Origin of the sequence: Sphingobacterium sp. UBA2610, from assembly GCF_002339225.1 — a bacterium.
GTDB lineage: Bacteria > Bacteroidota > Bacteroidia > Sphingobacteriales > Sphingobacteriaceae > Sphingobacterium > Sphingobacterium multivorum.
This window is the reverse complement of sequence record NZ_DDKA01000014.1, coordinates 1-12,926: the sequence shown is the minus strand read 5'-3', so window position 1 is coordinate 12,926 and position 12,926 is coordinate 1. Positions and strand designations below refer to the sequence as shown.

Annotated in this window: 12 protein-coding genes; 9 read left to right on the top strand and 3 right to left on the bottom strand. The window is 40.9% G+C overall.

What is annotated here, in order from left to right; genetic code table 11:
- Nucleotides 1-148 precede the first annotated feature (148 nt).
- From B4Z47_RS10285 to B4Z47_RS10275, 3 genes are all read left to right on the top strand, one after another.
- Nucleotides 149-805: a protein-L-isoaspartate(D-aspartate) O-methyltransferase gene (locus B4Z47_RS10285; RefSeq protein ID WP_046672736.1), complete on the top strand. Its 657-nt coding sequence runs from the start codon at nucleotides 149-151 to the stop codon at nucleotides 803-805.
- Between the two features lie 131 nt (nucleotides 806-936).
- Nucleotides 937-2,760 (top strand): MutS-related protein, encoded by a 1,824-nt coding sequence (locus B4Z47_RS10280; RefSeq protein ID WP_286727304.1) that lies wholly within the window; start codon nucleotides 937-939, stop codon nucleotides 2,758-2,760.
- Nucleotides 2,761-2,828: 68 nt separating this feature from the next.
- Nucleotides 2,829-3,230 (top strand): acyl-CoA thioesterase, encoded by a 402-nt coding sequence (locus B4Z47_RS10275; protein ID WP_070561224.1) that lies wholly within the window; start codon nucleotides 2,829-2,831, stop codon nucleotides 3,228-3,230.
- Between the two features lie 90 nt (nucleotides 3,231-3,320).
- On the opposite strand, the gene B4Z47_RS10270 is transcribed toward B4Z47_RS10275, so the two are convergent.
- Entirely contained in the window at nucleotides 3,321-3,695 is a 375-nt protein-coding gene (locus B4Z47_RS10270) for a DUF779 domain-containing protein (protein ID WP_112374846.1), read from the bottom strand.
- Nucleotides 3,696-3,815: 120 nt separating this feature from the next.
- Nucleotides 3,816-5,318 carry an aldehyde dehydrogenase family protein gene (locus B4Z47_RS10265; RefSeq protein WP_286727303.1) on the bottom strand — a complete coding sequence of 501 codons (1,503 nt, stop codon included), beginning with the start codon at nucleotides 5,316-5,318 and terminating at the stop codon, nucleotides 3,816-3,818.
- Between the two features lie 175 nt (nucleotides 5,319-5,493).
- Between B4Z47_RS10265 and B4Z47_RS10260 the strand changes: the two genes are divergently transcribed.
- On the top strand, nucleotides 5,494-6,396 hold the full coding sequence (locus B4Z47_RS10260; RefSeq protein WP_046672732.1) for an AraC family transcriptional regulator: 903 nt from the start codon (nucleotides 5,494-5,496) through the stop codon (nucleotides 6,394-6,396).
- A gap of 1 nt (nucleotide 6,397) precedes the next feature.
- Here B4Z47_RS10260 and smpB read toward each other — a convergent pair whose 3' ends face one another.
- Nucleotides 6,398-6,853 (bottom strand): SsrA-binding protein SmpB, encoded by a 456-nt coding sequence (gene smpB, locus B4Z47_RS10255; protein WP_046672731.1) that lies wholly within the window; start codon nucleotides 6,851-6,853, stop codon nucleotides 6,398-6,400.
- A 411-nt stretch (nucleotides 6,854-7,264) separates the two neighbouring features.
- Here smpB and spt point away from each other — a divergent pair, with 411 nt between their 5' ends.
- The 5 genes from spt to B4Z47_RS10230 are packed head-to-tail and all read left to right on the top strand — an operon-like array spanning nucleotide 7,265 to nucleotide 11,689.
- Nucleotides 7,265-8,464: a serine palmitoyltransferase gene (gene spt, locus B4Z47_RS10250; protein WP_046672730.1), complete on the top strand. Its 1,200-nt coding sequence runs from the start codon at nucleotides 7,265-7,267 to the stop codon at nucleotides 8,462-8,464.
- A gap of 11 nt (nucleotides 8,465-8,475) precedes the next feature.
- Nucleotides 8,476-9,597, top strand: coding sequence for a hypothetical protein (locus B4Z47_RS10245; RefSeq protein WP_088162962.1), 1,122 nt, complete (start codon nucleotides 8,476-8,478; stop codon nucleotides 9,595-9,597).
- Entirely contained in the window at nucleotides 9,594-10,586 is a 993-nt protein-coding gene (locus B4Z47_RS10240; protein WP_070561221.1) for an NAD-dependent epimerase/dehydratase family protein, read from the top strand. The genes B4Z47_RS10245 and B4Z47_RS10240 overlap by 4 nt, the downstream gene beginning before the upstream one ends.
- Before the next feature lie 9 nt (nucleotides 10,587-10,595).
- On the top strand, nucleotides 10,596-11,288 hold the full coding sequence (locus tag B4Z47_RS10235; protein ID WP_112374844.1) for a CDP-alcohol phosphatidyltransferase family protein: 693 nt from the start codon (nucleotides 10,596-10,598) through the stop codon (nucleotides 11,286-11,288).
- Between the two features lie 2 nt (nucleotides 11,289-11,290).
- Entirely contained in the window at nucleotides 11,291-11,689 is a 399-nt protein-coding gene (locus B4Z47_RS10230; protein WP_112374843.1) for a GtrA family protein, read from the top strand.
- Nucleotides 11,690-12,926: the final 1,237 nt, after the last annotated feature.

Genomic DNA, 12,926 nt, shown 5'->3' with positions numbered 1-12,926 from the left:
ATTCAAGAGGTCAACGGAGGTTGAGCCTAAGGGAAAGATGATTCGGAAAATAAAGCAAATTAACTTGAAAATACGTACAGTGTTGGTATTGAATTATTTGTGATTAATTCTGTTTAATGTGCCTTTTAAAAGGTAAATTTGAAACATCATGGCGTACAAGTTTATTGATAATTATCGGGAGAAAGGTGCTCGTAAGAAATTGGTTGAACATCTAAAAAGCCGGGGCATTGCGGACCAGAAAGTATTAGATGCCATTGGCAAGGTACCACGTCACTATTTTTTTGATGAAACATTCTGGAATCAGGCCTATCGGGATATTGCTTTTCCAATAGGTGACGGACAAACAATTTCGCAGCCGTATACCGTCGCCTATCAATCTGAACTGCTCCACGTGAAAAAAGGAGATAAAGTACTGGAAATTGGTACGGGATCGGGGTACCAAACCTGTATCTTGTTGGAACTTGGCGCAGAAGTGTATACTATCGAACGTCAGGAAAACCTATATCAACGAACCATTCAAGTGTTGCCCTACATGGGCTATAAACCAAATTTCTTTTTAGGTGATGGCTCCAAGGGAATCGAAGAGCACGCCCCTTATGACAAGATTATTGTCACTGCAGGTGCGCCTTTCGTGCCAGAGGTTATGTTGAAGCAGCTGAAAATGGGCGGAATTTTTGTGATCCCTGTAGGAGACGAAAAATCGCAAAAGATGATGACGATCATTCGGGTAGGTGAAAATGATTTTGACCGTATCGAATTGGATACGTTTCGTTTTGTGCCTTTGGTGGGTGATCAAGCTTGGTAGGAGATCCATTCAACCAGTTCCGATGGCCTCCCCCAAGGTCTGCGAGTGACAATCGAGCCCTTGTTTCATGAGCAGATGCAAAATAGCCATGATTAAATTGAAATGAACGTGAAAGAATAAATATTCACCTTATGACGCCAACTGCAATACAATATGACCAGAAGCATCGCGAAACCGCTTCAACTGTGGTCAAATTAAATAAACAAGTCAACACGCTCAGCTTGTCGCGGCTATTTGTGATACTCGGTGGCGGAGCGTTGTTATTTTATACCTTTCAACTGGAAAGCCTTCCGCTGGTTTTTTTCTGCTTTTTTGGACTATTGTTCCTATTTGCCTATCTGGTGCGGAAGCAGAGCCAGTTAGAGCTTCAGAAGAACTATTTTGAAGCTTATCTGAAAGTTTTGGCAAATGAACAGGCCCTAGCAGAAGGGAAACTAAACATGTATGACCATGGTGAGCATTTCGAAAACGGAGCTCATCCTTATAGCTCCGATATGGATATCTTTGGCACATACTCCTTATTCGCGCAGATAAATCGGGCAACGACCAAACAGGGGATTGATCTTTTGGCTTCTTGGCTTGATGCGCCTCTCCAAAGCAATCAAATTCAACGCAATCAAGAAGCATCACAGGAACTCGAAAATGAATCCGAATGGATATGGGATTTTCAGGCAAAGCTCTTGGCCAATCTGAACCATAAATTGGATATCAAGGCATTTTTGACAAATTACTTTCAAGACCGAAATTTTCAATTCGGAAATGCTTTTATGCGATTTTATATCAAAGCAGGCCCTGTTTTATTTTTGGTCGTTTTAGCGGGCAGCTTTTTCGTGCCAAAATTGGCTGGAGTGGCAACCTTGATAGGACTATTTCATATTCTTTGGGCATTGGCCAAAGCAGGAAGTGTGAGTATGTTCTCGTCGCGAATAGACAAAATTGGTGGCGTGCTGGGATCATATGCAGATGCGATTCAATCGATCGAAGACCACGCATGGAAGTCTATTGCTATGCAGGAGATCGCCGGAGAGCTAAAACAAAACCGGGGAACAGCATCCATTTCCTTTGCCTTTAAAAAACTCGCTGGTCTTATTAACAACTTGGACGCACGGAATAATGTCTTTGTTGGGCTATTTCTAAACCTATTTCTCCTTTGGGATTTTAGACAAGTATTGGCTATTGTTGACTGGAAGAATAAGTACGAACACGAGATTCTAAATTCATTCGATACCTTAGCTAAGGTTGAGGCTGTAACTAGCCTTGCCATTTGGAAGAGAAACCATTCGTCGTACATTTATCCAGTAATTTTGGAAAACCCACTGGAAAATAAGATTGACGCGCAAGGGGTATATCATCCATTGATTCCAAGCAATCAGGTCGTAGCCAATGATTACAGTAGTATAGATCATCGTGTTGCTTTGGTAACAGGTTCAAACATGGCTGGAAAGAGTACATTTCTGCGGACAGTAGGTATTAATGCAATTTTGGCTTATGCCGGAGCTGCGGTTGCAGCGACTTCTTTTCAGCTCCCGATTTACAAACTAATATCCTATATGCGCATCAAGGATAACCTGAATGAAAGTACGTCGACATTTAAAGCAGAACTGAATCGGATGAAATTTATATTGGATACAGTTTCAGTACATAGCGATAGCTTTTTTCTAATCGATGAGATGCTTCGTGGAACAAATTCAGTCGACAAATATCTTGGCTCCCGTGCAATCATAAAGAAACTGGTTCGATTGGACGGTAAGGGTATGGTGGCTACACACGACTTACAACTGTCCAGTTTACAAGAGGAATTCCCGGGAGATATCAAAAATTATCATTTTGACATTCGTGTTGATGCGGGGCAGATGCTGTTTGATTATAAGCTGAAGATAGGGGAATGTAAGATATTCAATGCGTCGCTTTTATTGAAAGGTATAGGCGTGGATATTGACGAAAATATGGAATAAAAATGACGGAACTGGAGCTAGATTGGTTTACATTTGTCTCCTCTTAAATCCACTAAATAATACAATAAATGACTTTACAAGAACGTATTGATTTATCAGAAACACATGTTTGCACGACCGTGTTTCCGTTTTTGACAAATCATCACGATACTTTATTCGGCGGCAAGGCGATGTCCATTATGGACGAAGTATCGTTTATGGCTGCGACACGATTTTGCCGCAAAACGTTGGTGACTGTATCGACAGACCGTATTGACTTCAATAAGGCAATTCCTTCCGGAAGTATTATTGAAGCGGTCGCGCGGGTTCAAAATGTAGGCCGGACCAGCTTGAAGGTGAAGGTCGACATATTTTTGGAACATATGTACAAGGAAGGAAGAGAATTGGCCATTGAGGGTGTTTTTACATTTGTTGCCCTTGATGAAAACAGACAGCCAATTCCAGTCCTTGAAGGCTTGGATATTGAATAAAATTTTAGCTTCCGAATGCGGAAACTCAAGGGAGATTTTTTAAAATTATAACATGGAAATGGGTCGCAGATTGCAATGCGACCCTTTTTGTCATTCGTTTCTCTTGATGGGGCGGAGGTCGTTAAGTTCTTCGGCTGTAAATAAACGATAATGAACTTTGAAAGTTTTACCCAGTGGGGTTTCCAATGAGAATCCCCCCGGACCAAATCCATCCAGCACATCGAGTGTGAAATGCGCATGTTTCCAATATTCAAAGAGATCCCGATCCACCCAAAACTCATATCCTTCGGCTAATCCGATCATGGCGTCATTTGTCCTAGGAAAATAACCTCCTTCCTCAAAACACTGTGGCTGTGTACCCTCGCAGCAACCTCCGGCCTGATAAAACATTAATTTACCATGCTTCGCTTCAAGTTCATGAATGAGCTCCCTGGCTTTTTCAGTGATGTCTAGTCTATTGATCATGGTGAAATTCGTTTATGTGTTTTAGCGTTGACGAATAGGAAATTCAGCTGAAGGGGCAGCATTTGCTCCCCCTAAACTCGGGTATCTAGCTGTTCGAAAAGAATACCCGGTACGCTTCAGTTAAAAGAAACCAAGTTTTTCTTTACTGTAGGAAATCAACATATTTTTGGCCTGTCTGTAATGGGCAAGCATCATTTTATGGTTTTCCCGTCCAATTCCTGATTGTTTGTATCCGCCAAATGGGGCACCCGCTGGGTAGGAGTGATACTGATTTACCCAAACACGTCCTGCTTGTATGGCACGTGGGATCTGATAAAGCTGATGTGCATCTCGGGTCCATACACCTGCTCCGAGACCATACATGGTATCGTTGGCGATAGCAATTGCTTCTTGTTCATCCTTGAACGTGGTGACTGCCAACACGGGGCCGAAGATTTCTTCCTGGAAAATACGCATGCTATTATCGCCTTTGAATAGGGTAGGTTTGATGTAGTAGCCTTCTTCAAAACCAGCACCGACATTGTTTTCATCACCGCCGGTCAATACTTCGGCCCCTTCTTCTTTGCCAAGTTTAATATAGGACATAATTTTGTCCTTTTGGATCTTCGATGCCTGAGCACCCATCATTGTTGTTGGGTCTAATGGATCGCCCACTTTGATCTGATTAACCCGATCGACTACTTTAGCGATAAATTTTTCATAAATGTCCTCCTGGATCAGTAAACGAGAAGGACAGGTACAAATTTCGCCCTGATTGAGTGCGAATAATACGGCTCCTTCCACTGCTTTGTCCAAAAATGCATCGTCTGCATCCATAACCGAACTAAAGAAAATATTGGGCGATTTCCCACCCAATTCTAGGGTTACCGGAATGATATTTTCAGTCGCATATTGCATAACCAAACGTCCAGTTGCTGTGGAACCAGTGAATGCTGCTTTGGAAACCTTTGGGTTTGTGACCAAAGAACGACCAAGTTCTGCGCCGAAACCGTTAACGATATTGACTACTCCGGCAGGAATCAGATCACCGATAATCTCCATAAGGACAAGAATGGATGTGGGTGTACTTTCAGCAGGTTTTAATACGACGGTGTTCCCTGCGGCAAGGGCCGGAGCTAGTTTCCATACGGCCATTAGAATCGGGAAATTCCATGGAATAATCTGTGCAACAACTCCGATTGGTTCGTGTACAATCAGTGACACTGTATTGCTGTCCAATTCGCTTATGGCCCCCTCTTCAGCGCGGATTACACCAGCAAAATACCTGAAATGGTCGATTGCCAATGGGATATCGGCATTTAATGTTTCACGTACCGCTTTTCCGTTGTCTATCGTTTCAACGGCTGCGATATATGCTAAATTAGCTTCAATGCGGTCAGCAATTTTATTGAGGATAATACTTCGTTCTGTAGCCGAGGTTTGTCCCCAAGTTTCAAAAGCTTTAGCGGCGGTGTCGACAGCGAGATCCAGATCTTCTTTTGTTGAATGGGCAACTTGAGTAAACACTTTTCCATCTACCGGCGAAATATTATCGAAGTATTTTCCTTGAATTGGTGCGACAAATTTACCACCAATGTAGTTGTCATATCGTTCTTTGAACGATGGTCTTTTGATTGCGCTCATATGGTTTATTTATTAATTATTTTTAATCCCTTCTTATCAAAGTTAGCCAGCAATTATTCAATGGTGTAGCAGAATTGATCCAAAACATAGCACAATTGTGGCACATAACTTTCGCTCATAGTTTATTTTATTTATTATATTTGATTGACTGCCAATTATATTTAATTGTTGCACTATGGAAAATAGGACGCTGATTCATACATTGCCATTTTCGCGGAAGGGGGAGCTCAGCACATTAGTGGAGAACCGACGCGCATTTACGTTAGATAGCTTGGAGCTTAATATCTACGAAACATATCGGATATCGCAGCATGTACCTTTATGTTTTGATGATTTGGTTATGATTAATATGATCCAGGGTAAAAAAATCATGCATTTGGAGAATGTAAAGGCTTTTGACTATCTGCCCGGTCAGATGATGGTGTTACCTGCATCGGTGGCTATGCATATTGATTTTCCAGAAGCGACCCTCGACCAGCCCACGCAGTGTACCGCTTTAACAATTCATAGAGAGAAGATAGCAGCAGTCTTAGATTATCTAAATGAGTTTTATCCAAAAGAACATGTCAATCAATGGCGGCTTGATCCGGAGTTTTTTCACCTGTACAATTCGACTGAGCTTGCCGATCTGGTGAACAAGTTGTTTCAGATCATTATTAGTGAAAATCCGTTGAAAGATGTGCTTGCAGATCTGACCTTTAAAGAGCTTACGATTCGGCTACTTCAGTCACAGTCGATGATGGCATTAAAAATTGGGAAGTCGCCCAACAAAGTACTGTTACACGTGCAGGAATTTATTCAGAAACATATTACCGAGAAAATTTCAATTGGTCTATTGGAGCGGACTGCTCACATGAGCAAAGCGAGCCTTACGCGGATGTTTAACCGTGAACTTGGACTTAGTCCAATGGAGTATGTGATCCAACAGCGTATCGAGAAGGCAAAAAAGATGCTTTTACTCACCCGTAATGTAAAGGAGTCGTGCTATGGGGCAGGATTTAATGATGTCAACTACTTTGTTCGGCTTTTTAAAAGCAGGGTAGGCATGACGCCAGGCGCATTTGTCCTGGCGCGTTAACCTAAAATTTCATCACGCGATCAAGCTCACGTTTAACATCTCTTTCTTTGATGTTTTCTCGTTTGTCAAAATCTTTTTTACCCTGTGCCAAGGCAATTTCAACTTTGGCAAACCCCCGGGCACTGATAAAGATGCGTAGGGGTACAATGGTAAAACCACGTTCTTCCCCTTTCTCTTTCAGTTTTTTTAATTCTCTTTTTGTCAATAGCAGTTGACGGTCGCGTTTTGCTTCATGGTTATAGAAAGATCCCATGGAATATTCGGCAATGTGCATGTTACGGATGTATAATCCGTCCTCAAAAAAACTACAGAAACTATCGTTAATATTTGCCTTTCCTTCGCGTATGGATTTTATTTCTGTACCCAATAATCGAATTCCTGCAATGTACTTGTCCAGTAAGTGGTATTCAAAAGAAGCTTTTTTATTTTTTATATTGATATCTGAAGATAAAGCCATATATTGTTGTATATTAGTAAGTCTATACCATTGCTATTGCAATGAACCTAAATGTAACTAATTATAGGATAATTTAAAGTTCGCAAATATAATTATTAAAATTGTCTTATTTTAAAGTAGAATTGTGTGGGGCGGATGTTAGCGGAGTATTAAAATAAAATTAACTGTTTTGGGCGATGTGTTAAAAATATGACTAAATTTAAGTGAAAGTCAGATTATGTTTTCGTATGTTTGCAACGTTTTTTGGAATTATTGTGAATATATACAACGTAGCATTTCAACTTACATTGTGGATATAGCAGATTTTTAGTCGGAGACCGAGTTTTTTATATAAAAGTCCAATTCGATAATTTTGTTTGTTACAATAACATCTAAAAGTTAGAAATAGTTTTAGAAATACATTTTTATCGCATGAGTAAAGGAAAGTTAGGCGAGAAAATATCGCAATTTAAGATTGTTGAGGAGTTGAAAGCTAAGGGCTTATATGCCTATTTTAGACCTATTCAATCAAAACAAGATACCGAAGTAAAAATCGATGGTAGACGTGTGTTGATGTTTGGTTCTAACTCTTATTTAGGGTTAACGACTGATACACGTATTATAAAAGCAGCGCAAGATGCTTTGGAAAAGTATGGTACTGGATGTGCTGGATCTCGTTTCTTAAACGGTACGTTGGATATTCACGTGGAACTGGAAGAAAAATTATCTGCTTATGTAGGTAAAGAAGCCGCTATTCTGTTTAGTACAGGATTCCAATCAAATCTAGGGCCTTTGTCATGTCTAATGGGACGTAATGATTATATTTTGTTGGATGAGCGTGACCACGCATCAATTATTGATGGTAGCCGTTTGTCTTTTTCCAAAGTAATCAAATACGGACACAATAATATGGAGGACTTACGTGCTAAGTTATCACGCCTACCTGAGGATAGTGCGAAGTTAATTTGTACGGATGGTATCTTTAGTATGGAGGGGGATATTGTTAATTTGCCTGAACTTACGTCGATTGCCAATGAGTTTGATGCTGCAGTAATGGTCGACGATGCACACAGTTTAGGTGTTATTGGGCACAAAGGAGCTGGTACAGCTTCTCATTTTGGGCTTAATGATGATGTAGACTTGATTATGGGTACATTTAGTAAATCGTTAGCATCTTTAGGTGGATTTGTCGCAGGTGATGCAGATGTGATCGATTTCTTAAAACACAATGCGCGCTCTGTGATGTTCAGTGCTTCAATGACTCCAGCTTCGGTTGCTTCAACATTGAAAGCTTTGGAAATTATTCAAAATGAGCCTGAGCATATTGAAAAATTATGGAAAAACACAGATTATGCCAAAGCACAATTACTGGATCATGGGTTTGATCTAGGTGCTACGGAAAGTCCTATTTTACCAATCTTTATTCGTAGCAATGAAAAAACGTTCTGGGTAACTAAAATGCTCCAAGATGATGGTGTATTTGTTAATCCAGTTGTTTCTCCAGCAGTTCCTGCAGAAGAGTCTTTGATTCGTTTTTCATTGATGGCGACACATACTTATGACCAAATCGACGAGGCTATTGAGAAGATGGTTAAAGTATTCAAACAAGCTGAAGTTGAAACATTAATATAAAATCTAATCGTATGATTCAGATTATACCCGTTGAAACAAAGAAACAAAGACGGCTCTTTATAGATTTCCCTCATAGTCTCTATGAGGGAAATCCTAATTATGTACCTGCCTTATTTCTTGAACAAAACGATTTGCTTTCCCCTGACAAGCATCCCTTTTATAAACATTCCCAAGCACAACCTTTTCTAGCTTATCGTAACGATAAGATTGTCGGTCGTATATGTGCCATCTGGAACAATAACCATAATGCTTTCAATCATGTGAATGAAGGGCAGTGGGGTTTTTTCGATTGTATAGATGATCAAGAAGTCGCAAACGCGTTATTTGAGACTGCAGAGAAATGGGTTAAAGCTAAAGGAGGGGATACGATCGTTGGGCCGATCAATTTATCAACCAATGATACCGTTGGTTTATTGGTTGACGGTTTTGATAAGCCTCCAGTAGCCATGATGCCCTACAATTCACCGTATTACATCGACTTGATTACCAATTCGGGTTATGGACATAAAGTGGATTTGAGAGCTTACTTGGTCATGGAAAAGTCGGCGGATAAACGTTCAGTCATGCTTTTGGATAGACTGGAAGAGCGTTTGAAAAGATCTGGCATTACATTGCGTCAATTCAATGTGAAGGATTTTAAAAACGAGGCAGCAAAAGTTCGTGATATTTATAATAGAGCATGGGATAAAAATTCGGGTTTTGTTCCGATGACAGAGGACGAATTTAATTATACGGCCAAAGATCTAAAAATGATTCTCGATCCACGTTTTGCTATCGTTGCGGAGAAAGATGGTGAGCTTGTTGGCTTTGGTCTAGGGATACCTGATATCAATCAAATCCTTATCAAAGTGAAGCGAGGACGTCTACTTCCTACGGGTATTTTTAAATTGTTATTTGGAAAGAAAAAAATCAACTTGCTTCGTGTACTCATGTTAGGGGTATTGGAAGACTACCGTAAACTTGGTATTGAAGCATGTCTGTATGGCCGAATTATAAAAGAATCAAAAGATTCTAATATCAAAGGGGCCGAATGTTCGTGGATGTTGGAGCATAATTACATGATGAACCACGCTATAGAACAAATGAATGGAGAATTGTACAAACGTTATCGTTTGTATCAAAAATCATTATGATAGAAAAAGTATTAATCACCGGAGCGAGTGGTTTTGTAGGCTATCATTTGACAAGAGCAGCGAAAGAGGCGGGGATGGAAGTTCATGCCGCGGTGAGGAAGTCAAGTGATGTTTCAGAAATTCGCTCCGTTGTAGATAAATTTGTTTATCCGGATTTCTCTGATGAAGAGTCTATCAGCGAATTACTGGAAGCGGAAAACTATACCTATGTTGTTCATGCTGCGGCAATGACTCGTGCCAAGCACGAAGAAGATCTCGAAAAGGTCAACGTTGGTTATACAAAAAACTTGGCATCTGCTTGTTTTTATTTAAAAACTCCCATCAAAAGATTTGTTTTCGTTAGTAGTCTTGCGGCAATCGGTCCTGTTAGCTACGATGCTAACCTTATCGATGAGAGCAATCCCTATCGCCCTGTTACGGCCTATGGTCGTAGTAAACGGAAAGCGGAGCTCGCCTTGGATGATTTTAGAGATCAGCCACTAACGATTTTGCGCCCCACTGCAGTATACGGCCCTCGTGAAAAAGATATTTTTATTGTTTTTAAAACAATGAATGGCGGCCTGGATGCCTATGTTGGCCGCTCTCCTCAAAAGCTTAGCTTTATTTATGTTGCTGACCTGGTGCAGGCGATCATTCATGCCTGTCGTTTTGATCAAGGAGGAAAGCAGGTGTATAACCTCAGTGATGGGCAGGTGTATGGCCGTTATGAGTTGGCTAGATTTTTCAAAGAGTTTAGCCAAAAGAAAATGATTCGTATGCATATTCCTTTTGGTGTCGTGAAGACTATCGCGGTTATTTTTGAACGATTGTATAAAAAATCTAAAGCAATACCTGTGCTATATCCGGAGCGACTGAATGAACTTACAGCTGAAAACTGGGGCTGTGATATCTCGGCGGCTCAACGTCAGCTACAATACCAACCTAAATATGATTTGAAGAAAGGCTTAATGGAGGCATTGGCTTGGTATAAAGAAAATAAATGGCTATAATCGCAGATAATGAGTGAGTTAAAAATAAATAAAAAACTTTTTCAGGATAGAAAGAGAACAAATATCTTAAGTGAACCCGAACAAAAACTTATTTCGTACGTCGTACCTCGAATTCCAAATTGGATTACCTCGGATGGACTTACGGCAATTGGATTTTTAGGCTCCTTAATGATATTGGGGAGTTTTATCTTGGCTGAATATGTTGATATTCGCTATTTGCTTCTAGGGATCCCTGGTTTCTTTGTGCAGTGGTTTGGTGATTCATTAGATGGTCGTATCGCATTCTACCGTAATAAATCCCGTCGCTGGTACGGTTTCGCGTTGGATATTGTAATGGATTGGATTAGTACGGTTTTTATAGGATTGGGGTATGTGCTGTATACCGTGGGTGATTTTAAGTATCTGGGATTTACATTGGTCGCATTGTATGGCTGGGCAATGATTATTTCTCAGCTCAGGTATAGAATTACCGATAAGTATACGATAGACGCCGGAATTTTGGGGCCTACTGAAATTCGGGTGATTATTTCATTGGTTATGTTATTTGAAGTTTTAATGCCTGGGTCTATTAATTGGTGTGTACTGTTAATTTGTATCGCACTTTTTATAATTAATACAAATGATACACGCCTACTTCTTAAATTAGGCGATGAAAAAGATAAAGCGGATAAACTGAAAAAACAACAGGAGGAGGCTATTTAACGATGTCTTCAAAAGTTATTACTTTTTTAAAAGCCCAACTCTCCGCCTTTTTAGGCGGATTGTTTGATTTTGGAGTATACTCTGCTTGCTATAAGCTACTTCATATCAGTGCTCCTTTTTCCAATGTAATTAGTGGTAGCCTTGGTGCTGTTGTTAATTTTTTGATCAATCGATACTGGTCCTTCGGTAGCACGCAAAAGTCTGTCGGCAGTCAGTTATGGAAATTTGTGATCGTCGTTTGTGGTAGTATCACATTGAAGTCTACCGGAATTCATTTTCTGGTCGATGTATATCATGTAAACTTTTTGTTTTCGAAACTGGTTGTTGAGTTGCTTGTTTCTTTGGGTTTCAACTATACGCTTCAGCGTTTTTGGGTTTTTAAAGCTGAAGAGAAATCGTAATTTCCTTATTTTTTACGAATCAGCTTTAGCTGTTTTCAGTTCCATTTCTTTTTCTGTTTCTTTCGATTTCGCGTAATCTCTTGCTACCATTTTTCGGTTTAGCAGGATATTAGTTTAGTTATCGCTCTAAATCAAAAGAAGGTTGTTTGACAGCCCATCCCTGTTGTATTTCTGTGAATCTATGTTATTGTCCGGTGCTGTGCCAAATGAGACTTTGGTCGTTGGCCTTACATTTTTTGTGTCGGCTATATGATAATATGGATCCTTATATGTTTATCCGTTTCTAAGCTAGTTTGTCATTTGAGTTGGTATTCCGAAGCAAATGCTGCTCCGCTCCATCGTTAAATTGGGGTATTCCCCAGTCTGATGTTGAACCCTTGAATTGTTGTTGTTTCTGTATTTATACCGTGTTTTTCCGAGTTGTTTTCGTGTTGTAGCGTTGCTGGGAGTTTTTCGGCTGCGGTTCCGATTGGCGTTGCCCTTTTTTAGGGACATCCGGGGGACATGGCCGCGTTCGGAGCGTCATTTGCCCGTTTTGGCAGCGGGGTGAGTGCGGGCTTAGAGTCGGAGACAACACGGACTCAACACGGACAGAACACGGTTGCAGGGCAAATCTGCCCCGACCATGGTACGAAGCCGGGGGGAAGGAGGGCTGGGAGGTTCCCGCTGGGGCTGCGGTGTAGCCGGAGTCCTATCCCCAAGCGGAAACCTAGTTAGCGCTAACTAGGGAAGAGTTGAGTATTCTTTATTCCTTAGTTTAGCTTTTGTTTATATTTAGCTTAGCAATAGGTTAGGTTTTGTTTAGCTATAACCTATATTATACCTAAACAAAACCTAACTAAAACCTAAACTAAACCTAAGTAAAAGGGTGAGAAAGTATCGCTATAAAAGGAGGTATTCCGGTCCTACCAGTATCCGCCCGTTCCCGTCCATCGGCTATGGCTGGCTCGCCCTCTGTCGGCTGCGCCTGTGCGCACCGTCTTTAACTGGCATTGAGCCGAGCGGGCTACCATAGTGATCCCGAGCTTAGGCAGATCGAACAATACAATGTCCATCCATGTTTCCGCTGCAGAGCCTGTATCAAGTCCCGGTTCCGCGGATGTCCGTGGTGCGATCCAATTTTCAGGATCATCCATGTTTCCCCCGCAATGTCCAGGTTAGATCCCGGTTCCCGTCCCTATCCTGTGCCGGGTCCGGCGTTCCCAGCCTTCCGCCCACCTGTTTTACAAAAAGAATC